Origin of the sequence: Shewanella sp. SW1 (assembly GCF_025653545.1) — a bacterium.
In the GTDB taxonomy this organism is placed as follows: Bacteria; Pseudomonadota; Gammaproteobacteria; order Enterobacterales; family Shewanellaceae; genus Shewanella; species Shewanella oncorhynchi.
On sequence record NZ_JAKKSG010000015.1, the window covers coordinates 111,034 to 137,481 of the forward strand.

Consider the following 26,448-nt stretch of genomic DNA (forward strand, 5'->3'; position numbering starts at 1 on the left):
AGTTGTCCCGACATAATTCAGTGATTTTTTGAGCAGAAATGCGCAATTAATCAAGATTTACCAACAATTTGCAACACAACATAAACACTAACCCCTGATATACTCACTCCTCATTATCAATCTAGTTTGTGTTTTCGGAGTTGTATATGACTAATCCGCTGCGCACTTTCGCCTCTTTATATAGCACCACGTTATTAATGGTATTAGCCGGCGGCTTACTTACCACCTATCTTGGGCTCAGGCTCTCAGTGATGAATGTGCCACAAATATGGATTGGCGGCATGATGTCGGCCTACTATGTTGGCCTAGTGGCAGGCTCTAAGATTGGTCATCGACTTATCGCTCAAGTGGGCCATATCCGTGCCTTTGTCGCCAGTGCAGGCATAGTCGCGGCATCGGCATTAGGCCATGCTCTCGTGGATGAGCTAGCGGTTTGGCTGCTCCTCAGACTCGTGGTCGGCATGGGGATGATGTGCCAATACATGGTGTTAGAAAGTTGGCTTAACGAACAAGCTGAAAGTAATCAAAGGGGCACAGTGTTTGCGAGTTATATGATCGTATCTTACTTCGGCTTAATCTTGGGCCAAGGTGCGATCAGTATTTTCCCCGACTTAGGACTAGAGCCACTACTGCTTATCGCAATTTGTTTTTCACTCTGTATCGTACCTATTTCACTCACGCGTCGTCTTCACCCTGCGCCCTTAGTTCCTGCACCACTCAAAATTGCCTATTACTGGAAAAAAGCGCCACAAGCACTCACGACAATCGCGATTGGTAGCATGATAGTGGGTTCGTTTTATGGTCTCGCTCCCGCCTACGCCAGTAACTTAGGTTTACCGCCTGAAAAAGTCGCCACGTATATGACGGCAACGATTTTAGCGGGATTACTGGCACAGTGGCCAATGGGAAAATTGTCCGACATTATGTCCCGCAGTCGCCTTATCCGTATCAACTGCATATTGCTCGGTATCTTAGCCTTAGCTATCGCCTTAACCCCTTATCATCCGGTGATTTCACTGGTGATGACCTTTCTATTTGGTATTTTAGGTTTCACTTTTTATCCGCTCGCCACAGCGCTTGCCAACTCTCGAGTAGAGCAAAATGAGCGGGTAGGCTTATCAGCAACAATATTATTAACCTTCGGCTTAGGCGCCAGTATCGGTCCGCTTATCGCATCGACATTAATGCAATGGTTTGGCAACAACATGCTATATGGCTTTATGTCAGCCTGTACCTTAATACTCTTTGTGCGTTTACGTTATGTACATTCACAGCAAAAAGTCGAAACCAATGTCACCCAAGACTACATAATGGCGACGGGCGACTTAGTCTCGTCACCACTGGCGGCAGCGTTGGACCCACGGGTTGATGTTGAATCAATTCAAGAGCATATGACGCCCAGCGCTAACTTAGATGAATCGGAGCATGATTTAGGGGCCGATGGTGTCGATGACGATATTATCGATGATAATGACAGTGATGAGGAACAACTCGCCTTTAGTTTCGATATTGAGCAAGCAGAGCCTGAAGCCGCTCAAATAGATGAAACTGATAGCAATCAGGTTAACCTAGACAAAGCGATGACGTAAAAAAGGCCAATAAAAAACGGATTAACTTTATATCGTTAATCCGCCTTTTTTATTACGACCAGTGGTTACTGCAGGTTGTTACTTAAAGCCTGATACTGCATATGCGAGATCAGGCAAACGTGAGCATATTAGCTACGACGCTGACGCACTGCTTCAAACAAGCAAATACCCGTTGCAACCGATACGTTCAAGCTAGACACACTACCGGCCATAGGGATAGAGATCAGTGAATCGCAAGACTCACGGCTTAATCGGCGTAAACCTTTATCTTCCGCACCCATGGCAATCGCCAATGATCCTTTAAGATCGGCTTGATAAAGCTCGCAATCTGCCTCGCCCGCAGTGCCCACAATCCACACACCTTTATCCTGCAGGTGACGCATAGTGCGCGCAAGATTAGTCACTTGGAATAAAGGCACTGTTTCCGCAGCGCCACATGCCACTTTACTCACAGTCGCAGTTAAGCCAACTGAATTGTCTTTAGGCACGATAATACCTTGTACGCCAGCCGCATCGGCATTACGTAGGCAAGCGCCTAAGTTATGGGGATCCGTCACACCATCCAAGATCAACAGGAATGCTTGCTTAGTGTTAGCAAGCAACACATCTAAATCTTGCTCATTCAATACTTTCGCCGCTTTAACGCGCGCGACTATGCCTTGATGTTGGCTGCTTTCCGCTTTGTCATCTAAGGCTTTACGAGAAGCGACTTGAATCGTCGTGCCAAAGGCTTTGGCCTGTTCGGCCAGCACAGTTAAGCGCTCATCGTCACGACCTTGTAACAGCCACAACTCAATAATGCGCTCAGGGCTGTGTTTTAACAGGGCTTCAACTGCGTGGATCCCAAAAATAATATCTTGTTTTTTCATTTATTTCTTTCTCGTGCTCCGCTTAGCGGCTTTTGGCTTTTTAGCCGGATCTTTTACTGCTGCTTTTTTAGCTTTAGTGCCAGCTTTGGCCTTAGGTTTGGTTTTGCCTGTTTCAGCCTTGGCGCTAGATGCCGCGGTTTTGCCTGCTTTACCTTGCTTAGCGCCTTCACGATTAACGCGCTCACGGGCTGTCATCGGCTTATCACGGCTGGCAGATACTTTACGCTTACCACCTTTGCCGTCATCCCCCAGCATAACCAAATCAATCTGTCTGTCATCTAAGTTGACTGCAGCAACCTTAACCGTCACAGGATCGCCGACTTGATAAACTTGACCTGTGTGCTCACCGATAAGACGTTGACGCATAGGGTCGAATTGGTAGTAATCACTACCTAGGCTTGAGATATGCACTAAGCCATCGATAAACAGTTCATTTAAGCGCACAAACAAACCAAAACTGGTCACTGAGGCAATCACAGCTTCAAAGGTATCACCGACGTGATCTTGCATAAACTCGCACTTGAGCCAATCGCTAACATCGCGAGTCGCTTCATCGGCACGACGTTCTGTGGTTGAACACTCTTCGCCCAATTGGTCGAGCTCATCGAGCTGATAATGATAGCCACCATCCTGCGTCCACTTCTCAGTGGCTTCGCCCCTTTCCTTCGCCAGTAAATAACGGATCACACGATGTAACACTAAATCCGGATAACGGCGAATGGGCGAGGTAAAATGCGCATATTCTTCTAAGGCTAAACCGAAGTGACCTTCGTTATCCGGAGTGTAAATTGCCTGACGCATAGAGCGCAGTAACATCACTTGGATAAGTTCAGCATCAGGGCGGTCGGCAATTTGCAACATCACATTCTGGTAATCTGACGGCGTTGGCTCAAGTCCGCCGGGCATGCTTAAACCACGCTCAGCAAGGAACTCTTTAAAGTTTGCCAATTTTTGCTCGGATGGCGCTTCATGCACACGATACAAGACTTCGCCTTTGTGTTTCTTCACAAACTTAGCCGCAGAAACGTTGGCTAAAATCATGCATTCTTCAATGATTTTATGAGCTTGATTACGGCCACGCGGCACGATTTTATCAATCTTGCGCTGCTCATTGAAAATGAACTGCGTTTCCATGGTTTCAAACGCAATCGCACCACGCTCGGCTCTTTGCTCATCTAGTGCTAAATACAATGACTGTAAACACTGTAAATGCGGGAACAAGACTTCATGCTCAGGCGCAATTGGGCCGCCTTCTAACATTGCTGCCACTTGGGTATAAGTGAAACGGGCATGGGAATACATCACAGCCGGATAAAACTTATAACCTGATAACTTACCTTTAGCAGATACGGTCATCTCGGCGACCATACATAAACGGTCGACGTGAGGATTAAGTGAACAGAGGCCATTGGAGATTTTCTCCGGCAGCATAGGGATCACTTGCGATGGGAAATACACAGAGTTACCACGGGCACGTGCTTCGGTATCTAAGGCAGAATCGGTGCGGACATAATAACTAACGTCGGCAATCGCAACCCATAAACGCCAGCCGCCACCGGCTTTTTTCTCCGCGTACACGGCATCGTCAAAATCGCGGGCGTCTTCACCGTCGATAGTCACTAATGGCAGATGACGTAAATCCACACGACCGACTTTATCGGCGTCGGTTACTTCATCGGGAATACGGCGCAGTTTCTTCTGAATCACAGGTGACCAAGTATGGGGTAAATCATAATTACGCAGGGCAATTTCGATTTCCATCCCCGGCGCCATTTGCTTACCGAGCACTTCAGTCACTTTACCCGCAGCCTTAACAAAACGGCCTGGGCGACGCGTTAATTCAACCACAACCACATCACCTTGACGGGCGCCGTTGCGATCTTCATTCGCGACTAAAATTTCTTGGGTAATACGCTTATCATCGGCAATGACAAATGCCATACCGCTATCGACATGATAACGGCCAACAATCGCGGCACTTCGCGGCTGGATCAGACGAACCAAACGCGCTTCGCGACGGCCACGACGATCTGTGCCCGCTTTTTGCGCCAGCACTTTATCACCGTGGAAATACATCAGCATGTCGCGGTTCGAAATAAATAAGTCATCACCGCCTTCATCGGGTTTAAAAAAGCCGAAGCCTTCTCTGTGTCCGAGCACAGTGCCGGGGATCAGATCCATTTTCTCGGGTAAGCCATAGCTCTGCCCACGAGTGAACACCAGTTCGCCATCGCGTTCCATCGCACGTAGGCGACGGCGCAAGGCCTCAAGTTGTTCTTCCTCTTGGATGTTTAACGCCGCGGCAATGCTGTCACGAGTGATAGGTGATTTTTGAGAACGTAAGTAATCGAGAATATACTCACGGCTTGGGATAGGGTTTTCGTACTTATCCTGTTCACGCTCAAAATGAGGGTCTTTGATCATTCAATATCCAAATAATGTGCCTCTAGATTAAGAGACCACTTAACGGGTTCGCAACTGTTCTTGCTGGGCCCGCGCCACTGCACTGGGGGGCATTTTAGCTGCTAACACCTGCAGTAAAGACAAGGCTTTTTTCTTAGTCGCCTCGTCCGCAAATACATCGTTATATAACCAGTGATAGGCCATCTCGTAATCCCTAGGACTACCATAACCTTCACCAAATAAACGAACTAACATCATACGAGCGGATAAACTGCCACTTGCAGCCGCAGGCAGTAAATAATGCACTGCTCTGTCTTTATTGCGGATGACAAATTTCCCACTCTGATAATACTCGGCAAGCTTTAACATCGCTTCTGAGCTACCTTGTTCGGCCGAGTCACGTAACAAAGCAATACCCTTCACAGGGTTAGCCTTCACACACGTTCCATGATTGAGCATTTCGCCCCAAAGAAATTGATATAAAGGCTGTTTTAAGACTTGGGCTCGCGCCTCAATGTCTTGGACTAACTGGCAATCATCACGTTTCACTTTCGCTAAGTATTGATTGCTACGGATCAAATCAAGCAATTGATCTTGACTATAAATATCCACCGCCTGCGTTTCAGCAAAGCACATTGAAGATACTAAAGGCAGTAGCGCAACGAGTGCTGTACGTAGCATAACGACTCTCAATGACAGTAGGATGAATACTTGCATCGGCAGTATAACCTATTTCTTGAGCTTGAGCTGAATTTCTAACCGCAGAATGAAACAGAGAAAGGCATAAAGAAGCAGAGAAAAAGGCCGTGAAACACGGCCTTAACAGATCTTAATTGAACGGATTAACCAAAATCATGGTTTCGTTACGATCAGGACCCGTAGAGATAATGTCGATAGGTGTTTCTAATAACTCTTCAAGACGCTTGATATAATTGATCGCTGCTTGAGGCAGTTGCTCAATTGATGTCGCGCCAAAAGTCGACTCGCTCCAACCCGGCATAGTTTCATAAACCGGCGTAACCAGTTCATAACCTTCAGCGGCCAGCGGAGTGACTTTAGAGATAGTGCCATCAGGATTCTGATAACCGACACAAATCTTCACTTCTTTCAGACCATCAAGTACATCTAACTTAGTCAAGCAGAAGCCGCTAACACTGTTGATTTGAACTGCGCGGCGCATTGCCACAGCATCCAACCAACCTGGACGACGCTTACGACCCGTTGTTGCACCAAACTCATGACCTTTAGTACCTAAATGATCACCGACTTCACATAATAGTTCAGTTGGGAATGGACCTGCACCTACGCGAGTGGTGTAAGCCTTCATGATACCTAAGACATAGTCTAAGTGACGCGGACCAAAACCTGAACCCGTCGCAACACCACCGGCAGTGGTATTTGAAGAGGTTACAAATGGGTATGTTCCGTGGTCAATGTCGAGTAATGTACCTTGAGCGCCTTCGAACAGAATTGGCTCACCGGCTTTACGCGCAGTATCCAAGAGTTCAGTCACATCAACACACATGCTCTTCAGATAATCGGCCATAGCCAAAGCATCTGCTAGCGTTTGCTCGTAATCAACCGCTTCGACTTGATAGTACTCTGTCAGCATAAAGTTATGGTATTTCATAACTTCTTTCAGCTTTTCAGCAAACAGTTCAGCATTGAACAGGTCGCCTACTCGCAGACCGCGACGAGAGATCTTGTCTTCATACGCAGGTCCAATACCACGGCCAGTCGTACCAATAGCTTTATTACCGCGCGCTTTTTCACGGGCAATATCAAGGGCACAATGGAAGGGAAGGATCAGCGGACACGCTTCAGAGATCAACAGACGTTCCTCAACAGGAACTCCACGATCTTTCAGCATGTTGATCTCTTTCATCAGGGCGTCAGGTGCAAGCACCACACCGTTGCCAATAATGCATTTCACATTATCGCGCAAGATACCCGATGGGATCAGATGAAGAACGGTTTTTTCACCGTCGATAACCAAGGTATGACCAGCATTGTGGCCGCCTTGATAGCGCACTACATATTTTGCCTGTTCTGTTAGAAGGTCGACAATCTTACCTTTTCCTTCGTCACCCCATTGGGTGCCGAGAACAACTACGTTTTTGCCCATTATTTGCTGCAAGGTTGCGGTTAAAAAAGAATTTTAACAGATCTTAGTTAATAAGGGCAAGCAGGCTATTTTTCACGCAAAAATAACCCAAATAACGACTCCAGCAGTGACTAATGCCCCACCAAGTCGCTGGATAACTTGCTGATTTTGATGGGAGAGTTCATTTAAATAACGACGCCATTTATTTGGGAATAATAATGGCCCAAGGCCTTCCAAAACCAACACAAGTGCCACTGCTAGCATAAAAATTTGAAAAGTCATGCTTACCTCAAACTCACTCGCTTAATATAAATTTATTGTATATCAGCATACTCCAACCAAAGAGTTTTCTTATACCGTCAATTTTTAGCCAATAAAAAACCCAGCATAGGCTGGGTTTTTTGATATTCCAAAAACGAATTAACGCTTAGAGAATTGTGGCTTACGACGTGCTTTACGTAGACCCACTTTCTTACGCTCAACTTTACGAGCGTCACGGGTAACGAAACCAGCAGAACGAAGTGATGGACGCAGTGCTTCATCTAATTGCATCAGAGCACGGGTAATACCGTGACGGATTGCGCCTGCTTGGCCAGTGATACCACCGCCTTTAACAGTTACATAGATGTCCAGCTTGTCAGTCATTTCAACTAACTCTAAAGGTTGACGAACAACCATACGAGCAGTTTCACGACCAAAATACTGATCCAAAGGACGTTGATTTACAACGATGTTGCCACTACCTGCTTTAGCGAAAACGCGAGCTGTAGAGGTTTTGCGACGGCCAGTGCCGTAGTACTGAGTTGCAGCCATTTGCTTAATCCCGTTTAGATATCAAGAACTTGAGGTTGTTGTGCAGTGTGGTTATGTTCTGCGCCAGCGTAAACTTTCAGTTTACGGAACATGGCACGGCCCAGAGGACCTTTTGGTAACATACCCTTAACTGCTTTCTCGATGATCATTTCTGGCTTTTGCGCTTGCAGCTTTTCAAAGCTGATTTGCTTAATGCCACCAGGGAAGCCTGAATGCGAGTAGTACGTTTTGCCTTTCGCTTTGTTACCAGTAACAGTCACTTTTTCAGCATTAACAACGATGATGTAATCACCGGTATCAACGTGTGGAGTGTATTCTGGCTTATGCTTACCGCGTAAACGGACAGCGATTTCAGTAGCGATACGACCTAAAGTTTTGCCGTCTGCGTCGACGACGAACCAGTCACGAGTTACAGTTTCTGGTGTAGCAGTAAAAGTCTTCATTATTACAAAAACCCAAAGTTAATTTTCTGTCTCACATGCTGCCTGCATTTGCAAACAACACAAAATTGCCTTTTAGTACCCCTTCGAGCACCGACTTCGGCTTACAACTTCCGCCCAATTGGCGGAGTAACGTGGGCAGGTGGCGGAGTATAGACAAAGCTGAGTTAAAAATCACCTGATATTTTGATAAAAATTATAAAATATCGACCAATCGGACTTGTCATCCTAAGGATTAACAAGCCTCTGGTGATTTAAGGCCGCAGCTAATGCAAAACTCTTACACTACTGGGTTACGGCAGGTGTTCGGTTTTTAAATAATCGTGGGATTGCATCTCAATTAAGCGTGAACGGCAACGCCTAAATTCGAAGTTAAGCAAACCATCGGCATAAATATCTTCGAGTGGCACTTGAGCCGATACAATCAGCTTTACATTGCGCTCGTAAAATTCGTCGACCATAGCTAAAAAACGTCTAGCGATGTCATCGCCAGTCAAAAAGGCGCCCATTTGTTCTATGCCACTCACGAGAACAGTGTGATAAATCCGCGCAAGTTCCATGTAATCACGCTGGCTTCGTGGACCATCACAGAGCGCTCTAAAATCGGCCAACAATACGCCCTGCGCCTGCTGCCGAATACTAATACTGCGGCCTTCTATTTCGATGTCACCAGTAAGCACCTCAGACTCAGGCGCTAACTGACTAAAATAACGTATCAGATTGGCATCAGCTTGTGCATCTAACGGATGATGATAAATCTCTGCTTGCTCAAGGGTACGCAATCGATAGTCAATGCCAGAATCCACATTGAGTACTTCACAATGTTGATTAATTAAGGCTATCGCAGGTAAGAAACGTGCGCGCTGTAAGCCATTTTTATATAAGTCGTCGGGGATAATATTCGAAGTTGCAACCAGCACAACGCCTTCTTTAAATAACGCTTGAAACAGCGTACCTAATAGCATGGCATCGGTAATATCAGAGACAAAGAATTCATCAAAACAGATAACGCGATATTTTGCAGCCATCTTTTTCGCAATCACCAACAAAGGATCGCGAACGCCTTTTAACTCATCCAAATCTAAATGCAATTGATGCATAAAGCGATGGAAGTGAGCCCGCAATTTTTGTTCACCAGGCAAGGCATCAAAAAAAGTATCCATCAGGTAGGTTTTACCGCGCCCAACTCCGCCCCAAAGATACAGACCTTTAGGTGATGCTGGTGCCGATTTTAAGCCTAATGCGCTAAACAATTTTCCCACAATAGAACTCGGCTCTTCTGCCGTAGTTAAGTCTTCATAGACGCGTTGTAACGCCTTAACGGCAATTTCTTGAGCCGGATCATGGGAAAAACCGTCACGGGTAAGATCTTTTTGATAATGCTGCCAAGGGCTTAACTGAGGCACGTTTAAATTCTCTTATGTCCTTTATTAAAACTGTGACGATATTAGCACGGCCAATATGACGCAGGATATATTAATGCAGAATACGACTTTTACCTTAACGCTAAACTGCATACAAACGTCTAATAAGCCTCTATGCTGTAGGTCATTTTAATCGGCAAAATCTGCTGATATTAGGGCTTGAAAAATCCTAATCTCGCCCACAGATTTCTGTTCAGAAACAAGTATGAAACAGCCGACAAAATAGGCTAAAAAATTAACATTTATTAATATAATGAACTTTTTCAATAAGGTGCGAGTCAGAGTGATTACCTAGGCAAATAGCCGGTACCGATACAGATTTGATCTGGCACTCGCACGATTGCTGATGCATTACATCCAGATCTTTCAACCCTTATTTGGAGTTATGAATAGATGAAAACAAAATTATCTGTACTTTCAGCCGCAATGTTAGCCGCGACCCTGACTATAATGCCTGTCGTCTCACAGGCCGCCATTCCACAGACGGTTGAGGGACAATCCATTCCAAGTCTTGCGCCTATGCTTGAGCGTACGACGCCCGCAGTCGTATCAGTAGCGGTAACGGGGACTCATGTTTCTAAGCAAAGAGTACCTGATGTTTTCCGTTACTTTTTCGGCCCTAATGCACCACAAGAGCAAGTGCAAGAGCGTCCTTTTAGAGGCTTAGGCTCAGGCGTCATTATTGACGCAGAAAAAGGCTATATCGTCACGAACAACCATGTGATTGACGGTGCTGATGATATTCAAGTTGGTCTTCACAATGGCCGTGAAGTAAAAGCAAAACTGATTGGTACTGACTCAGAGTCAGATATCGCATTATTGCAAATTGAAGCGAAAAATCTCATCGCAATCAAATCCTCTGATTCCGATGATTTACGCGTAGGTGACTTTGCCGTTGCCATTGGTAACCCCTTCGGTTTAGGTCAAACCGTCACCTCGGGCATTGTTAGTGCTTTAGGCCGTAGCGGCTTAGGCATTGAAATGCTGGAAAACTTTATTCAAACCGATGCCGCGATTAACAGTGGTAACTCGGGTGGCGCACTCGTCAATCTTAACGGCGAGTTAATTGGGATTAACACGGCAATCGTAGCACCGGGTGGCGGTAACGTCGGTATTGGCTTTGCCATCCCTGCTAATATGGTGAAAAACCTCGTGGCACAAATTGCCGAACACGGAGAAGTACGCCGCGGTGTATTAGGTATTTCGGGACGTGATCTCGATAGCCAACTCGCCCAAGGTTTCGGTTTAGACACTCAACACGGCGGCTTCGTGAATGAAGTAGCCAAGGGCAGTGCCGCAGAGAAGGCCGGTATAAAAGCAGGTGATATTATCATCAGCGTTGATGGCCGTGGTATTAAGTCATTCCAAGAACTGCGAGCTAAAGTCGCCACTATGGGTGCAGGTGCTAACGTTGAGTTAGGACTCATCCGTGACGGTGATAAGAAAACAGTTAAAGTGACCTTAGGTGAAGCGAGCCAAACCAGTGAAACAGCGGCTGGTGCCGTGCATCCTATGCTGCAAGGTGCGTCCTTAGAAAACTCATCTAAGGGCATTGAAATTACCGATGTCGCACAAGGCTCACCCGCGGCCATGAGTGGCTTACAAAAAGGAGATGTGATTGTCGGTATTAACCGTACTGCGATTAAAGATCTTAAGACACTTAAAGCACAACTTAAAGATCAAGAAGGTGCCGTTGCACTGAAGATAATGCGTGATAAGAGCATGTTGTATTTAGTCCTACGTTAATCGACAAAATAGGCCATTTTTTCTGCCATAGATAAGCATAGGGAGCTTAGGTTCCCTATGCTTACATCGATTAAACATGTTAATCTAACTCACCTTTTTCTAGATCCATCCTGCCATGACTATAAAAGACACTCTGTTATATCTCGGTAAAGCCACCCTTTTCGGCCTTATCATGGCGGCCATGTTTTTATTGGTGACACGTTATTTCGATAACCAATCCCTCGGCAGTAGTCTGCTACAAACCCGTGCCAACAACACAGTCGAGCTATCCTTTGCCAAGGCGGTACGCCGTGCAGCTCCTGCCGTTGTCAATATTTATAGCCTCAGCATAGATCAAAATCGGCCGCTTAATTCAGGCTCACTTCAAGGTCTAGGCTCTGGGGTGATAATGAGTAAAGAAGGTTATATTCTCACTAATTATCATGTCATTAAGAAGGCCGATGAGATTGTTGTCGCCCTGCAAGATGGACGCAAATTTACTTCTGAAGTGGTTGGCTTCGATCCTGAAACCGATTTATCGGTACTCAAAATTGAAGGCGATAACTTACCGATTGTCCCCGTTAATCTCGACAGTCCGCCTCAAGTCGGTGATGTCGTACTCGCTATTGGTAACCCCTACAATTTAGGTCAGACCATTACCCAAGGCATCATCAGTGCCACGGGGCGTAACGGCTTAAGTTCAGGTTACTTAGACTTCCTACAAACCGATGCAGCGATTAATGCGGGTAACTCGGGTGGCGCACTCATTGACACTAACGGCAGCCTTATTGGTATTAATACCGCAGCATTCCAAGTGGGTGAAGAAGGTGGCGGCCATGGGATTAACTTCGCTATCCCGATTAAATTAGCCCACAGCATTATGGGTAAGTTGATTAAAAATGGTCGAGTGATCCGTGGCGCTTTGGGAATTTCTGGCGAGCCGATTAATCCTGTCGTGGCACAAATCCTTAATCTACCCGATCTCAAAGGTGTGCTCGTTACGGGTGTCGATCCTAATGGCCCTGCGGCCCGTGCCCTGCTAATGCCAAGGGATGTGATTATTAAATACGATGGTGAAGATGTGCCAGGCGTTGAGATGCTAATGGACCGTATCGCTGAAACCACACCGGGTAAGAAAGTGATGATGACTGTGATACGCCAAGGTAAACAACAAGAGTTACCTGTGATTATCGATGAGAAGGTTGTGATCGATAACTAGAACGTCACTCAGCATTACGCGCTCAAAGGCAGAAAACAAAAAACCAGCATTTAGCTGGTTTTTTAATGATTCAAAATTAGCTTAAATCAGTAACAGATCACTGAATACGCACAACCTGTGCGCCTAAACCTTGAAACTTATTCTCAATATGCTCATAGCCACGATCTAAGTGATAGATACGATCGACAATCGTCTTACCATCGGCCACTAAGCCCGCAATCACTAGACTCGCTGACGCACGTAAATCCGTCGCCATTACCTGAGCACCACTTAAAGATTCAATCCCTTGAATGATGCAGGTATTACCTTCAAGCTCCATGGTAGCGCCCATACGGATAAGTTCAGGCACATGCATAAAACGATTTTCGAAGATAGTCTCAGTTATGGTTGCCGTACCTTGTGCTAAGGCATTGAGCACACAAAACTGCGCCTGCATATCGGTTGGGAAACCAGGATAAGGTGCCGTCTTGATATTCACCGCCTTCGGACGTTTACCCTGCATATCGAGCTCAATCCAATCTTCGCCCGTAGTAATCGTCGCGCCTGCATCTTCAAGTTTTGCGATAACCGACTCAAGTGATGCAGGATCGGCTTTTAAACAACGAATGCGACCACGGGTCACCGCAGCGGCCACCAAAAATGAACCGGTTTCGATACGATCTGGCATAACTCGGTAATTACAGCCCTGTAAACGCTCAACCCCTTGAATACGCAATGTCGCACTGCCTACACCAGTGATTTTTGCACCCATGGCAATTAAGCAATTAGCGAGATCAATCACTTCAGGTTCGCGGGCCGCGTTTTCAATCACGGTTTCGCCATCGGCCAATGCTGCGGCCATCAGTAAGTTTTCGGTGGCACCAACACTCACCATGTCCATAAAGATATGTGCGCCTTTAAGACGACCATCAACACGGGCCTTGATATAACCTTCTTTCACTTCAATCTTGGCGCCCATCATTTCGAGGCCATGTAAGTGCAAGTTCACTGGTCTTGCGCCAATGGCACAGCCGCCAGGCAATGACACATCAGCAGTACCATAACGAGCCAATAACGGCCCTAAGATCAAGATAGAAGCACGCATGGTTTTCACTAGATCATAGGGAGCGCAAAACTCATTCAGATTAGTGGTAGAAATGCGGATCTGTCCGTCACCGAGTTCAGTCACTTCAGCGCCGAGACAGCGTAATAACTTACAGCTCGTACTCACATCACGCAGATTGGGTACGTTAGAAACCACAAAATCGGTTTCAGCCAATACACCCGCCATCAGAATAGGCAAAGCTGCATTTTTAGCACCCGAAATAATCACATCACCGGCAAGCGGGGGACTTGCCTGAATTGTTAGTTTATCCACTTTTCCTCACTAGCTAGGCATGTTGAAAACTTTTTCGCGTTTCCATTGAGTCGGCGTGAAAGTTTTGATCGTTAATGCATGTAATTCACCGCTGGCAATGTGTGCCGTCAACGGTGCATAAATGGCTTGTTGCTGTTTGACTCGGCTCATACCATCGAAGCATTCACCTACGGCGATCACTTTATAATGGCTACCATCCGAGCTAGCGTGAACTTCTTCAAGCCCTAACGCATCACGTAAAATCTGTTCGATTAAGCTGCATTCCATGAAATCTATTACCCTATTCTCAATGCGCTTCTTCGGTAAAGAAGGCATCTAAATCATATAAATCAATTAGTTTTTTAAGTTGTGCTGAAGCAGAACTCAATACAAGTTGGCTGCGATGTTCACGCACTAACGCCAGCAAAAATGCCATGCCAGCGCTATCACTGTATTCGAGCCCAGACAGAGACAATATCTGGGTTGACTCATTCAGCAGTTGTTGCCGCTGTGGCCAAAGTGTAATGACATCGGCTTGGGTTATGCGCCCTTTGAGATGACAAACTGTCCCCTGTTGCACAAATTCAATCACGACTGTGACTTCCCTGACTTAGCCTTCATGACCACTTTCTCTTTTGTGCGATCTTCGAGCATCTTAATCACGGGATCGATACCCTGTTGGCGAATTAGATTAGAGATTTCCGACTGCTTAGAAGACAGTAAGCTCACACCTTCGGCAACTAAATCAAATGCCTTCCATGAGTCATCCTTTAAACGGCGTGCCTTAAACAACAGTTTAATAGGTGGGCGACCTGCTTCGATGATCTGCACGTTTACATCGACCATTTTCTCTTTGCTGAAATCAATCCCAGGTGAGAATTCCACTTTTTGATTAGTATATTCAGTAAAGGCTTGAGCATAAGTAGAGATTAAATAACCTTCAAAAGCATTGACGAAACGATTGCGTTGCTCTTCGGTTGAATCCTTAAGATATTGGCCTAATACCTTATAAGAAGCGTATTTATAATCGACATAAGGCATGAGTTCTTCACGAACAATCACCTTTAAATGGTCTGAATTTGCATCGATTAATGCTTTATCTTTGTGAAAACGATCGAAGGTTTTATTGGCAACGGCTTTCACCATGGCATACGGATCTGTCGTATCGACAACCACATCAGCGGCGACTGCGCTCGTTGCCCCTAAAACCATCACTAACGGCAATAAAAAACGAGATAAGTTTTTAAACATAGCGGTAACCCCTATTTATCCTTCGAACCCATACTATATAAGAACTGACCAATCAGCTCCTCCAACACTAATGCCGAGCGAGTGTCGTCAATCTTATCGCCGTCTTTCAGCATACTGACATCATCGTCGACAAAACCCGGTGTTAACCCTAAGAATTGCTCGCCCAACAAACCCGAAGTCAAAATGGCTAAACTACTGGTTTCAGGGAATTTATCGTAACGCTTGTCCATCACTAATGTGACCACAGCCACTAACTTAACTGGGTCTAAATCTATGCTGCTCACTCGGCCAACGACAACACCGCCAACCTTGACTGGCGAACGCACCTTCAAACCACCAATGTTGGTAAAATTGGCTTGTATGGTATAAGTGCTATCGCTGCTTTTCACTTCAATATTGGCGACGTTAAAGACTAAGACCAAAAAAGCGGCCAATCCTGTTAAAAGAAACACACCCACTAATAATTCAATTTTTCGTGTCAACATGTTCAGCTACCACTCTGTTAATCCATCTAACCTGTGTCGAAATCCGCAGTGTTCCGTTAGCGGCCAAACATCAGGGCTGTCAGTAAAAAATCCAATGCCAATACAGCGAGGCTCGACTGAACGACAGTCTGGGTCGTTGCACGGCTGATGCCTTCCGGATTTGGGATCACTTGATAACCGCGATATAACGCAATCCAAGTGACCACTACGGCAAACACACCACTTTTGATCAAGCAGTTAACTATGTCCTGACGCCATTCGACAGACGCCTGCAGAATCGACCAAAACGCACCACTGTCGATCCCTTTCCATTCCACGCCAACAAGGTGCCCGCCATAAATACCTACAGCGGTAAACATCAACGCCAGCAATGGCATACTGATCACTCCAGCCCAAAAGCGCGGTGCAATAATCTGCCTTAATGGGTCAATCGCCATCATTTCTAAACTGGAAAGCTGCTCAGTGCTTTTCATTAAACCAATTTCAGCAGTTAATGCTGAACCCGCCCGTCCCGCAAACAATAACGCGGTAACAACTGGCCCTAACTCACGCAGTAAACTGAGCGCCACCATAGGACCTAAGCTTTCTTCGGTGCCAAAACCAACTAAGATGTTGTAGCCTTGCAGTGCGAGCACCATGCCGATAAAGAGTCCTGAGACTAAAATAATCACCATAGATTGCACACCGACCACATAAATCTGGCGCACTAATAATGGAAAACCTTTACGCACGCGTGGCCAGCGAAAAATCGCGCCCCACAGCATAAGGCCTGCACGGCCAAAACCGAGCACTAGCTCAATCGCGCTGCGGCCTAAGTCGGCAATACTGTCGATTAACTTCACTTGCCAACTCCTTTTGCCATTAATTCTTGCTGGTAATCATTTGCCGGATAATGGAACGGCACAGGGCCGTCCGGAGCACCTTGAATAAACTGTTTCAGCTGCGGATTATCAGCGTACTTTAATTCTTCAGGGGTACCGTGGGCGATGACTTTTTTGTCAGCCACCACATATACATAATCGGCAATGCCAAGCACTTCATCCACATCGTGGGACACCACAATTGAAGTCAGATTCAGCGCATCGGATAACTCACGAATAAGCTTTACTAACACACCCATCGATATTGGGTCTTGCCCTGCAAAAGGCTCATCGTACATCACCATTTCAGGTTCAAGCGCGATAGCTCTGGCCAATGCGGCGCGGCGTTGCATACCACCGGACAATTCGCTCGGCATCATCTGAGCGGCACCACGTAAACCTACGGCTTCAAGTTTCATCAACACGATAGTGCGAATAATGTCTTCAGGCAGTCCAGAATGTTCACGCAGCGCAAACGCCACGTTATCGAACACATTAATGTCGGTAAACAGCGCGCCACTTTGAAACAGCATGCTCATCCGCTTACGCAGACTAAATAATTCATTGCGACTCACGCCATGGATATCGTGACCGTCGAATAACACTTGTCCATGGTCAGGCGTTAATTGGCCGCCAATCAATTTCAACAGGGTCGTTTTGCCTATGCCGCTCGGCCCCATGATCGCCGTCACCTTGCCCCTTGGAATGGACAGGCTAATATCTTCATATATCACACGCTGACCGCGGCTAAACCCCAAATTACGGATCTCAACCAACGGCGTTTGTTCTTGAGTCATGCTTGATTCCGACATTTGCAAATGAGGTGATCCTAGTCTTCCGAGACTGACCAATCGAAGAGCCGCAAATTGTACGTAATTGCGCTTTAACCTACAACCGAATCGACACTATCGCCCTGCGATACTTTCAATTTGCCTCATTTACAGCGAAAATGCGCCCTAAGTTTTCACTCTGCACAGGTAAAATGTTACTTAATGTTTTCAACCTGGTTGCAGAATTGGCAGTATTGGCTAATTCGTTCGCACTTAGCTCACTCTTCGCCCACTTTTATCGGGGAGAGTCGATACGCAATCGCGCAATAGAGGCATCCCATAGGGTAATACCCGCTGCGATATGGGATAAATCCATTGAAATAAACGACAAAGACGATGATATTGCTCAAGACCTTCTGCCGCTAAACACGTTATTGTGCGTGAATAGCTAACGCAGTTGAACTTGACGAGTCGGATCAATCGCTCTAGCCTGCCGCAATTGTTTTGCTGTTTTCGGTAATAAACCACAGTAAGACATAAGCTAAATTGTCTGAAAACAAACTAATACTTGGCAGAAAGCCTATTACATATCATCTTTATCGCGTACCAAATTGTGCTATTCCAATCCCATCAATGGGGCGACAAAGACAATGCAAAAAGAGAGATAGACATGGTAGACAAATCACAACTGCGCCAATGGGGTTGTAAAGTTATCGACATTGAAAAGTCAGCCCTAGACAATCTTTATCAATATGTTGATTCGGCTGAATTTGCAGAAGCTTGCGAGTTGATCCTCAACTGCACAGGCAAAGTGATTGTCATGGGAATGGGCAAATCGGGCCATATCGGCAATAAGATTTCAGCCACCCTCGCCAGCACAGGAACGCCCGCATTTTTTGTGCATCCGGGTGAAGCCAGCCACGGCGATCTGGGTGTATTGGCCGATAACGATGTGATTTTAGCGATTTCAAATTCCGGTGAGTCGAGCGAAATCCTCACCTTAATGCCGGTCATCCAACGTATGGGCGTGCCCGTTATCGCGGTAACGGGTAAACCCGAATCGAATATGGCGCGATTATCTAAAGTGCATTTATGTATTGAAGTCCCAGAAGAGGCTTGCCCACTTGGACTAGCACCCACCTCAAGTACCACAGCAACCTTAGTGATGGGCGATGCCATCGCCATTGCGCTGCTGCAAGCGAAAGGCTTTACCCGTGATGATTTTGCTATGTCCCATCCCGGCGGTGCATTAGGACGTAAGTTGCTGTTAAAAGTCTGCGATGTGATGCACAGCGGTGATGACTTACCGCTCGTCAACCACGATATTTGCATCACAGAAGCCCTGTACGAAATCTCCAAGAAAGGCTTAGGCATGACGGCGATTATTGATGATCAGCGCAAACTGGTTGGTATCTTCACTGATGGTGATTTACGCCGCGTTATTGATGCCGAAGTGAATTTACGCACGACGCCCATTGCCGATGTGATGACCCGTAACTGCGTCACGATCACGGATAATGTATTGGCCGCCCAAGCACTGCAAGTGATGGACTCAAAAAATATCAACGGATTAATTGTTATCGATAAAGATCGCCATCCTATTGGCGCTCTTAACATGCTCGATATGGTAAAAGCAGGAGTCATTTAATGCCACAGCAAGGATTTTACGGCCCAATCAGTGATGATGTGTGGCAACGCGCGCAAAAGATTAAACTGTTAATCTGTGACGTCGATGGGGTGTTTTCCGACGGCCGTATTTACTTGAGCAATAGCGGCGAAGAGCTCAAAGCCTTCCATACCCGTGACGGTTATGGCGTGCGCTCACTCCTCACCAGCGGTTTCAACCTCGCCGTGATCACAGGACGTCAATCCAAAATCGTTGAAAACCGTATGACAGCCCTTGGTGTTACCCATATTTACCAAGGCGTAGACAATAAGTTCGAGCCCTATGAAGCATTGCTCGCACTTTATGGTGTCACCCCAGAAGAAGTGGCTTATATCGGTGATGATATTGTCGATCTCCCCGTGATGAATGTCGTCGGTTTAGCGGTCAGTGTTGCTGACGGCCACCCCTATATACGCCAACACGCCCATTTTGTGACTACGCTCAATGGTGGCCACGGTGCACTGCGTGAACTCACAGATCTGTTACTCCTAAGTCAAAATAAATTCACTTCGGCCCATGGAATGAGTATATGAGTCGTGTGACACTCGCGATTATCGCTTTTTTTGGAACCGCACTAGCGCTTTACTGGCAAGTGCAGAACAAACACAGCGGTGATTCCGATAACAGAGTAAAAGATCAAAATACCCCAGATTTCATCGTTGAAGATCTGCGCAGTGTTGAGTTCAATGAGCAAGGACTAGTGAATAGCCGTGTGACGGCGAAACACATGGAACATTATGATTCAACGAATCAAACTTTCTTTACTCAACCTGTTTATCTTGTTTATCCAGACCAAGGTAAAGCACAATGGCAGCTCAGGGCAGATCAGGGCAAGCTAAACAAGGAAACTGGCAAGGTTGTATTAGAAAATAATGTTATTATCGATGCCATTAGCCCAGAAGAACCGATTCAGACCTTGTCCACCAGTTATCTGGAACTCGATCTCAACACTATGATAATGACCTCTGACCGTACCATTTACGTCACAGGGAAAGATTTTAATATTCAAGGCCAAGGCCTTTATGCCGACCTCAACGCGCAAGAAGTGCAATTGACCAGTCAGGTAGTAGGAACATATGAAGCAAAATAACGTATTACTTGCCAGCCTAATGCTAATTATGAGCATGAGTGCTTTCGCGAAAGTCGGCGACTTAAAGCAAGAAGTCAAAATTAAAGCTGTGAGCCAAACTGCGGATATCAAAAACAACCAGATCATCTTCTTTGGTCCAGTGGAAGTTACCCAAGGCTCAATAAAAATCCAAGCAAATGAACTGCGTGCATTTTCCGCTGAAGGTGAAAATAGCAAAACTTTGGTCGCCACAGGCAACCCTGCTACGTATAGCCAAATATTAGACGATGGCCGTCCTGCATCGGCGAGCGCGAAAGAAATTCGTTACGATATGGCGAGCCGCACCTTAACACTGAAAGGTATGGCGTCATTAGATCAAGCAGGTAGCCAAGTTACAGGCAATTTAATCCGCTATAACATGATTCAACAGAAATTGATGGCCGAGAGTACTGGCAGTGGTGACGATCGCGTGATCACTATTATTCAGCCTGAAAACTATCAAGATGATGCTAAATCAGACGCTCCGGCGGATAAACCTGTAAAAAAGCAGGACTCTAAATGACCCAAATCACCTTAAGAGCACAAAATCTGGCGAAAAGTTACAAGAGTCGCCAAGTGGTTAAAGACGTCAGTCTGACGGTAAAAACCGGTCAAGTCGTTGGCCTACTCGGTCCAAACGGTGCAGGTAAAACCACGACATTTTACATGGTTGTCGGGCTAGTGAAGAGCGATAAGGGACATATCTTTATCGACGATGATGATTTAACCGCAGATCCTATGCATCTGCGTGCCCGCAAAGGCATAGGTTACTTACCGCAAGAAGCCAGTATCTTTCGTAAGCTAACTGTTCATGACAACATCATGGCCGTACTGCAAACTCGTAAAGAACTTAAAAACGAAGAACGAGAAGAAGAACTAGAACATCTGCTCGAAGAGTTTCATATCACCCACATCCGTGACAGCCAAGGCATGTCATTGTCGGGTGGCGAACGTCGCCGCGTCGAAATTGCGCGGGCTTTAGCCGCTAATCCTAAGTTCATTTTGCTCGATGAACCGTTTGCCGGCGTCGATCCTATTTCGGTTATCGACATCAAGAAGATTATCGAACAACTCAAAAGTCGCGGCCTTGGCGTACTGATCACAGACCATAATGTCCGCGAGACATTAGATGTATGTGAACATGCTTATATTGTGAGTCACGGAAACCTTATTGCCGAAGGAACTCCAGCAGAGATCTTAGACAATCAGCAAGTTAGGGCAGTGTACTTAGGTGAACAATTCAGGCTATAGTTAATCGAGCGAAGCCAATGGAGGCAATTTATACCGCCATTGGGCTTCACTCAAGATAATAATAAGCGACCTCATCCAACAATAATAACGTAGGGATCAGCGGTAACATGAAAGCGTCACTCCAGCTCAAACTGGGTCAACAGTTAACCATGACGCCACAATTACAACAGGCCATACGTCTGTTGCAACTGTCGTCATTAGAACTGCAGCAAGAGATCCAGCAAGCATTAGATTCTAATCCCCTTCTCGAGCTGGAAGAGGATCAATTCGACGCCACTAAAACCCCTGTAAACCAAACGCTATCCGATACGGATTTCAGTGAATCTAGCACTCTGCCACCAGAAAAAGACAGCTCCACCATAGACACGGCAGAGTCGCTAACCAAAGAATCCATGCCCGATGAGCTCCCCATGGACACCACATGGGATGAAGTGTTTACCGCCTCCCCAAACTCAGGCCCCGGCGGCAGTCGTGAAGACGATATGCCCTTCCAAGGCGAGACCAGTGAAGGTTTGTACGAACACTTAGAATGGCAAAAAAACCTCACGCCGTTTTCTGAAACCGATTTAGCCATTGCCACCGCCATTATTGATGCCATCGACGATCAGGGCTATCTCACCCAAAGCACTGAAGAAATTCTCGAAGCCATGGGCAATCCTGAAGTTGAGCTTGACGAAGTCGAAGCCGTACTCAAGCGTATTCAGCATTTTGATCCCATAGGCGTTGCCGCCCGCGATTTAAGTGAATGCCTGTTGATCCAACTGTCGCATTTCGCCGCTGATACTCCCAACCTAGAAAACGCCCGTATGCTGATCAAAGATCATTTAGATCTGATCGCCGCCCGAGACTTTAGGTTATTGATGCGTAAGACTAAATTAAAAGAGGATGAATTAAGGGATGGTATAGCACTCATCCAAACCCTCAATCCTCGCCCAGGTTTGTTGATCACGCCCAATAATGACGAATACGTTATCCCAGATGTGTCTGTGTCGAAGAAAAATGGCCGCTGGGTCGTTGAGCTTAATCCTGACTGCATGCCCAAAATCAATGTAAATCAACATTATGCTTCTATGGCACGCAGCACAAAAAACCAAGCCGATAGCCAATTTATTCGCGGCCATCTGCAAGAGGCTAAATGGTTTATTAAGAGTCTAGAAAGCCGTAACGACACTTTGCTTAAAGTTGCTAATTGCATAGTGCAATATCAGCAAGGTTTCTTTGAGTACGGTGAAGAAGCCATGAAGCCTATGGTGCTTAACGATATTGCCGAAGCGGTAGAAATGCATGAGTCCACCATCTCACGGGTCACAACTCAAAAATACATGCATACCCCTAAGGGACTTTTTGAACTAAAATACTTCTTCTCTAGCCACGTCGGTACTGACGATGGTGGTGAGTGCTCATCCACAGCAATCAGAGCCTTTATAAAGAAACTGGTGGCAGCGGAAAACCAGAAAAAACCATTAAGCGATAGCAAGATGGCACAACTTCTGGCAGAACAAGGGATCAACGTAGCCCGCAGAACCATTGCGAAGTACCGAGAGGCTATGCTTATTCCACCTTCTAATCAGCGTAAAAGTTTATAACCTACAGTGGATATCGGAGGACGTTTCTATGCAAATAAACCTAAGTGGACACCATGTCGAAATTACCGAATCGTTACGTGCATATGTAGAAGAAAAGTTTTCAAAACTTGAACGCCATTTCGAACAGATCAATAATGTGCACGTTGTGCTCAATGTTGAGAAAATGCAACAAATTGCTGAAGCGAGAATAAACCTCATAGGTGGTGAAGTTTTTGCTACTTCAGAGCATGCTGACATGTATGCCGCTATAGACGCCCTGATTGACAAGCTTGACCGTCAGGTTATTAAACACAAAGAGAAGTTAACAAAACACTAATAATGGAACTTTGTACCATACTGCGGCCGGAGTGCACTACCTGCGCCACTCCGGGCAGCAAGAAAAAGGTACTGGAACTCATCAGCGACTTAGTCGCTGCCCAGTACCCGACCCTCTCATCTCAAGAGATATTCGAAAGCCTAGTGGCGCGCGAAAAGATGGGGAGCACAGGTATAGGTAACGGCATCGCCATTCCACATGGTCGACTAGCCGATATAGATCAGCCCATTGCCATACTAATTAAGTGTGAAGAGCCGATAGCATTTGATGCTATCGATAAGCAACCTGTTGATATTTTATTTGCACTACTGGTGCCTGCAGACCAATGTCAGCAGCACTTAAGTACCTTGTCTTGCATGGCCGAAAAGCTGAGCGACAAGCAAATATTAAAGCAATTACGCAAGACGCATGATGAAACGGAACTCTATCAGGTAATCACTGGATGAAACTGGTCATAGTGTCGGGCCGCTCAGGCTCAGGCAAATCTGTCGCCCTTAGGGTACTCGAAGATCTCGGCTATTATTGTGTCGATAACCTTCCCTTGCCATTGATTGGCAGTTTGCTTGAGCAACTCAAAGGCAGTAACGATCTCGTCGCCATCAGTGTCGACGTGCGTAACATGCCTGAGCAGGATAAGGTCTTAGTGAAACAACTCGCTAGCCTACCTCCAGATACTGAGTTAACGAGCTTCTTCCTTAACTCCAGCGATAAAATTCTGCTCAAGCGTTACAGCGAAACCCGCCGTTTGCATCCTTTGTCGAAGAGCCGAGTCTCTTTGCAAGAAGCGATAAAGCTGGAGGGAAAACTGCTCGAGCCTATGTCAAAACTGGTCGATCACTACATAGATACGTCGAATTTGAATATCTATGATTTAAGCGACCAAGTCAGACAAATTCTCCTTGGTAGTGTCGATAAAGAACTCGTGATCAACTTCGAGTCCTTTGGCTTTAAGCACGGAATGCCCACCGAAGCCGACTTTATGTTCGATGTGCGCTTCCTGCCCAATCCCCACTGGGAGTTGGCACTGCGACCATTGACTGGTTTAGATGAACCCGTAGCTGAGTTCTTAAATCGCCAACCACTGGTCAATAAGTTCATCTGGCAAATCGAAAATTTACTGGAGACTTGGCTGCCGCACCTCGAGCGTAACAATCGCAGTTATTTAACTGTGGCCATTGGCTGCACAGGTGGACAGCACAGATCGGTTTACGTCGCAGAGCAATTGGCAAAACGCTTTAGTAACGGTAAACATAAAGTTTATGCCCGTCATCGAGAGCTCAATAATGCCAAAGCTTGAGCGTCAGATAACCATCTGTAATAAGCTCGGTTTACATGCCCGTGCCGCCACTAAGTTGGTGGTACTGGCTTCCGAGTTTGATGCGACCATCACCTTAATCCAAGGCGATAAACAAGCATCGGCCGCCAGTGTACTTGGCTTACTGATGCTTGAAACTGGTATGGGTAAAACCATTAAGCTGATCGCCGAAGGCCCAGATGCAGAGCCGGCTCTCGATGCCATTTGTGCCTTAATCGACGCTAAGTTTGACGAAGCCTGTTAGTTTCACTTCACACTAAGCACTTCATCGTTAGTTTCACTTCATGTCTAGTTTAAAAAACTTGCCATTCACACATGGCAAAACATTTGTCGCTCGACGATACAAGCCACTGGCGATTACACTAGCGGTCATTGCGCTGGCGCTGGCCTTAACCTTACCTTAGCCGTCTTAATCTATGTCATCGACTGACGCTTAGTCACCGCTAAATCCTAGCCCAACACTAAGATCTCAAACCAATTTGCCGCACAATGGAGGACAAATGCCCGTAGATAATGCAGAAAACGATCACACCGGACATAGTCTTGACCAGTTAAACCAAGCGCTTAGCAGCGGCATGTTCGTACACGTGCGTAATATGCTGCAAAAAATGGCCGCCTCAGATATCGCGCTGATCTTAGAATCATCACCGCCAAGTGCCAGACAAGTATTGTGGCAGCTCATCGATCAGGAACAAATAGGCGACATACTCGATGAGTTGAGTGAAGAACTCAAAGACCCACTTATCCGCAGCATGAGCCCTGAGCGAGTCGCGAAAGCGACAGCAAGCATGGACACCGACGATCTCGCCTATATTCTGCGAAGTCTACCCGACGCAGTTTACAAACAAGTGCTGCAGTCGATGACGGAACAAAATCGCCTGAGGGTAGAACAAGCCCTATCTTATCCAGATGAGACCGCCGGCAGCTTGATGAACACAGATACAGTCACCTTAAGACCCGATGTGAATATCGATGTGGTGCTGCGCTATCTTCGGCAAAGGGGCAACCTACCCGATACCACAGATACCTTATATGTGGTCGACAAACAGGACAAAGTCCTTGGCGGTGTTAGGCTGGCAGATCTGCTGACTTGCGCGCCAAGCACCACAATTCGCAATATCATGGATCCCAATATTCAAAGTATTCCTGTGAGCATGTCCGACAGCGAAGTCGCGCAGAAATTCGAACGCAATGACTGGGTATCGGCACCTGTCGTCGACAGTGATGGTAAGCTGCTCGGGCGTATCACAATCGATGACGTAGTCGATGTTATCCGCGAAGATGCTGAACATTCCATGATGGGTATGGCGGGGATGGATGGAGATGAAGATACCTTTGGTCCTGTACTAAAAAGTACCCTACGTCGCTCGCTCTGGCTCACCATAAACTTATTCGCCGCCCTGCTCGCATCGTCGGTCAGCAATATGTTTGAAGGCACTATTGAGCAATTTGCCACTATCGCCATCCTAATGACGATTGTCCCTAGCATGGGCGGTGTTGCCGGTAATCAGACCTTAGCGCTCGTGATCCGCGGTATTGCTTTAGGACATATCGGCCAAAGCAACGCCCGCTGGCTTATCGGTAAAGAGCTATCTATTGGTTTTCTCAATGGCTTGATGTGGTCTATTTTAGTCTTTGTCGCCGTGTGGCTATGGAAGGATGATATGGCACTTGCGGGATTAATTGGTAGCGCCATGCTGATCAATATGACAGTAGCAGGGCTTGCAGGTGCGAGTATTCCATTGATTTTAAAACGACTTAAAATCGATCCTGCCCTCGCTGGCGGTATGGTGCTCACCACAGTCACTGACGTGGTTGGCCTGTTCGCCTTCCTCGGGTTAGCGACGCTCTACCTGATGAACTAACGCTTTAACAGTTTGAGCTAATAACAAAAACGGCACCTCAAAGGTGCCGTTTT

The 26,448-nt window shown here is 46.3% G+C and carries 29 protein-coding genes; 14 read left to right on the forward strand and 15 right to left on the reverse strand.

The window, feature by feature from the left end; genetic code table 11:
- Positions 1–146 precede the first annotated feature (146 nt).
- Complete coding sequence (locus tag L5M71_RS14655; RefSeq protein ID WP_105251408.1) at positions 147–1,589, forward strand: MFS transporter; 1,443 nt, start codon at positions 147–149, stop codon at positions 1,587–1,589.
- 128 nt (positions 1,590–1,717) lie between these two features.
- Here L5M71_RS14655 and rlmB read toward each other — a convergent pair whose 3' ends face one another.
- The 8 genes from rlmB to zapE all read right to left on the reverse strand — a co-directional run bounded on the left by rlmB (position 1,718) and on the right by zapE (position 9,624).
- Entirely contained in the window at positions 1,718–2,458 is a 741-nt protein-coding gene (gene rlmB, locus L5M71_RS14660; RefSeq protein WP_263197406.1) for a 23S rRNA (guanosine(2251)-2'-O)-methyltransferase RlmB, read from the reverse strand.
- Complete coding sequence (gene rnr, locus L5M71_RS14665; protein ID WP_263208407.1) at positions 2,459–4,882, reverse strand: ribonuclease R; 2,424 nt, start codon at positions 4,880–4,882, stop codon at positions 2,459–2,461.
- A 39-nt stretch (positions 4,883–4,921) separates the two neighbouring features.
- Complete coding sequence (gene motX, locus L5M71_RS14670) at positions 4,922–5,578, reverse strand: flagellar protein MotX (protein WP_105251405.1); 657 nt, start codon at positions 5,576–5,578, stop codon at positions 4,922–4,924.
- 112 nt (positions 5,579–5,690) lie between these two features.
- A complete protein-coding gene (locus L5M71_RS14675) occupies positions 5,691–6,986 on the reverse strand; it encodes an adenylosuccinate synthase (RefSeq protein ID WP_028759421.1) in 1,296 nt (431 codons plus the stop codon).
- Between the two features lie 72 nt (positions 6,987–7,058).
- Positions 7,059–7,247 carry a DUF2065 domain-containing protein gene (locus tag L5M71_RS14680; RefSeq protein WP_105251404.1) on the reverse strand — a complete coding sequence of 63 codons (189 nt, stop codon included), beginning with the start codon at positions 7,245–7,247 and terminating at the stop codon, positions 7,059–7,061.
- Positions 7,248–7,385: 138 nt separating this feature from the next.
- Positions 7,386–7,778 (reverse strand): 30S ribosomal protein S9, encoded by a 393-nt coding sequence (gene rpsI, locus L5M71_RS14685; RefSeq protein WP_006083052.1) that lies wholly within the window; start codon positions 7,776–7,778, stop codon positions 7,386–7,388.
- A 14-nt stretch (positions 7,779–7,792) separates the two neighbouring features.
- Positions 7,793–8,221 carry a 50S ribosomal protein L13 gene (gene rplM / locus L5M71_RS14690; RefSeq protein WP_105251403.1) on the reverse strand — a complete coding sequence of 143 codons (429 nt, stop codon included), beginning with the start codon at positions 8,219–8,221 and terminating at the stop codon, positions 7,793–7,795.
- A gap of 290 nt (positions 8,222–8,511) precedes the next feature.
- The gene (gene zapE, locus L5M71_RS14695) at positions 8,512–9,624 is read right to left on the reverse strand and encodes a cell division protein ZapE (protein ID WP_168825494.1); all 1,113 of its coding nucleotides are present in this window, start codon (positions 9,622–9,624) and stop codon (positions 8,512–8,514) included.
- Between the two features lie 411 nt (positions 9,625–10,035).
- On the opposite strand from zapE, the gene degQ reads away from it, so the two are divergent.
- Positions 10,036–11,388 carry a Do family serine endopeptidase DegQ gene (gene degQ, locus L5M71_RS14700; RefSeq protein WP_263208409.1) on the forward strand — a complete coding sequence of 451 codons (1,353 nt, stop codon included), beginning with the start codon at positions 10,036–10,038 and terminating at the stop codon, positions 11,386–11,388.
- Positions 11,389–11,503: 115 nt separating this feature from the next.
- A complete protein-coding gene (degS, locus tag L5M71_RS14705; protein ID WP_105251400.1) occupies positions 11,504–12,586 on the forward strand; it encodes an outer membrane-stress sensor serine endopeptidase DegS in 1,083 nt (360 codons plus the stop codon).
- Positions 12,587–12,683: 97 nt separating this feature from the next.
- Here degS and murA read toward each other — a convergent pair whose 3' ends face one another.
- The 7 genes from murA to mlaF are packed head-to-tail and all read right to left on the reverse strand — an operon-like array spanning position 12,684 to position 17,315.
- Positions 12,684–13,943 carry a UDP-N-acetylglucosamine 1-carboxyvinyltransferase gene (gene murA / locus L5M71_RS14710; protein ID WP_105251399.1) on the reverse strand — a complete coding sequence of 420 codons (1,260 nt, stop codon included), beginning with the start codon at positions 13,941–13,943 and terminating at the stop codon, positions 12,684–12,686.
- Between the two features lie 9 nt (positions 13,944–13,952).
- Entirely contained in the window at positions 13,953–14,210 is a 258-nt protein-coding gene (locus L5M71_RS14715) for a BolA family protein (protein WP_006086065.1), read from the reverse strand.
- A gap of 19 nt (positions 14,211–14,229) precedes the next feature.
- A complete protein-coding gene (locus L5M71_RS14720; protein ID WP_263181744.1) occupies positions 14,230–14,514 on the reverse strand; it encodes a lipid asymmetry maintenance protein MlaB in 285 nt (94 codons plus the stop codon).
- On the reverse strand, positions 14,511–15,173 hold the full coding sequence (locus tag L5M71_RS14725) for a phospholipid-binding protein MlaC (RefSeq protein ID WP_105251397.1): 663 nt from the start codon (positions 15,171–15,173) through the stop codon (positions 14,511–14,513). Before L5M71_RS14725 ends, L5M71_RS14720 begins: the two co-directional genes overlap by 4 nt.
- A gap of 11 nt (positions 15,174–15,184) precedes the next feature.
- Positions 15,185–15,658: an outer membrane lipid asymmetry maintenance protein MlaD gene (mlaD, locus tag L5M71_RS14730; RefSeq protein WP_028759401.1), complete on the reverse strand. Its 474-nt coding sequence runs from the start codon at positions 15,656–15,658 to the stop codon at positions 15,185–15,187.
- Between the two features lie 56 nt (positions 15,659–15,714).
- Positions 15,715–16,500, reverse strand: a complete 786-nt coding sequence (mlaE, locus tag L5M71_RS14735) for a lipid asymmetry maintenance ABC transporter permease subunit MlaE (protein ID WP_105251396.1) — start codon at positions 16,498–16,500, stop codon at positions 15,715–15,717.
- Positions 16,497–17,315: a phospholipid ABC transporter ATP-binding protein MlaF gene (gene mlaF, locus L5M71_RS14740; protein ID WP_063882287.1), complete on the reverse strand. Its 819-nt coding sequence runs from the start codon at positions 17,313–17,315 to the stop codon at positions 16,497–16,499. Before mlaF ends, mlaE begins: the two co-directional genes overlap by 4 nt.
- A gap of 643 nt (positions 17,316–17,958) precedes the next feature.
- Here mlaF and L5M71_RS14745 point away from each other — a divergent pair.
- From L5M71_RS14745 to mgtE, 11 genes are all read left to right on the forward strand, one after another.
- Positions 17,959–18,936 (forward strand): KpsF/GutQ family sugar-phosphate isomerase, encoded by a 978-nt coding sequence (locus tag L5M71_RS14745; protein WP_168825500.1) that lies wholly within the window; start codon positions 17,959–17,961, stop codon positions 18,934–18,936.
- The gene (gene kdsC / locus L5M71_RS14750) at positions 18,936–19,487 is read left to right on the forward strand and encodes a 3-deoxy-manno-octulosonate-8-phosphatase KdsC (protein WP_263208411.1); all 552 of its coding nucleotides are present in this window, start codon (positions 18,936–18,938) and stop codon (positions 19,485–19,487) included. The genes L5M71_RS14745 and kdsC overlap by 1 nt, the downstream gene beginning before the upstream one ends.
- Positions 19,484–20,044 carry an LPS export ABC transporter periplasmic protein LptC gene (lptC, locus tag L5M71_RS14755; RefSeq protein WP_105251394.1) on the forward strand — a complete coding sequence of 187 codons (561 nt, stop codon included), beginning with the start codon at positions 19,484–19,486 and terminating at the stop codon, positions 20,042–20,044. The genes kdsC and lptC overlap by 4 nt, the downstream gene beginning before the upstream one ends.
- Entirely contained in the window at positions 20,031–20,585 is a 555-nt protein-coding gene (gene lptA / locus L5M71_RS14760) for a lipopolysaccharide transport periplasmic protein LptA (RefSeq protein WP_105251393.1), read from the forward strand. Before lptC ends, lptA begins: the two co-directional genes overlap by 14 nt.
- Positions 20,582–21,313: an LPS export ABC transporter ATP-binding protein gene (gene lptB / locus L5M71_RS14765; RefSeq protein ID WP_105251392.1), complete on the forward strand. Its 732-nt coding sequence runs from the start codon at positions 20,582–20,584 to the stop codon at positions 21,311–21,313. The genes lptA and lptB overlap by 4 nt, the downstream gene beginning before the upstream one ends.
- 107 nt (positions 21,314–21,420) lie before the next feature.
- Entirely contained in the window at positions 21,421–22,899 is a 1,479-nt protein-coding gene (locus L5M71_RS14770) for an RNA polymerase factor sigma-54 (protein ID WP_105251391.1), read from the forward strand.
- Positions 22,900–22,927: 28 nt separating this feature from the next.
- On the forward strand, positions 22,928–23,215 hold the full coding sequence (gene hpf, locus L5M71_RS14775; RefSeq protein ID WP_006083070.1) for a ribosome hibernation promoting factor: 288 nt from the start codon (positions 22,928–22,930) through the stop codon (positions 23,213–23,215).
- Between the two features lie 2 nt (positions 23,216–23,217).
- On the forward strand, positions 23,218–23,661 hold the full coding sequence (ptsN, locus tag L5M71_RS14780; RefSeq protein WP_006083071.1) for a PTS IIA-like nitrogen regulatory protein PtsN: 444 nt from the start codon (positions 23,218–23,220) through the stop codon (positions 23,659–23,661).
- Positions 23,658–24,512 (forward strand): RNase adapter RapZ, encoded by an 855-nt coding sequence (rapZ, locus tag L5M71_RS14785; protein WP_105251390.1) that lies wholly within the window; start codon positions 23,658–23,660, stop codon positions 24,510–24,512. Before ptsN ends, rapZ begins: the two co-directional genes overlap by 4 nt.
- Complete coding sequence (locus tag L5M71_RS14790) at positions 24,499–24,774, forward strand: HPr family phosphocarrier protein (RefSeq protein ID WP_006083073.1); 276 nt, start codon at positions 24,499–24,501, stop codon at positions 24,772–24,774. The genes rapZ and L5M71_RS14790 overlap by 14 nt, the downstream gene beginning before the upstream one ends.
- Positions 24,775–25,030: 256 nt before the next feature.
- A complete protein-coding gene (mgtE, locus tag L5M71_RS14795) occupies positions 25,031–26,395 on the forward strand; it encodes a magnesium transporter (protein ID WP_113939980.1) in 1,365 nt (454 codons plus the stop codon).
- Positions 26,396–26,448: the final 53 nt, after the last annotated feature.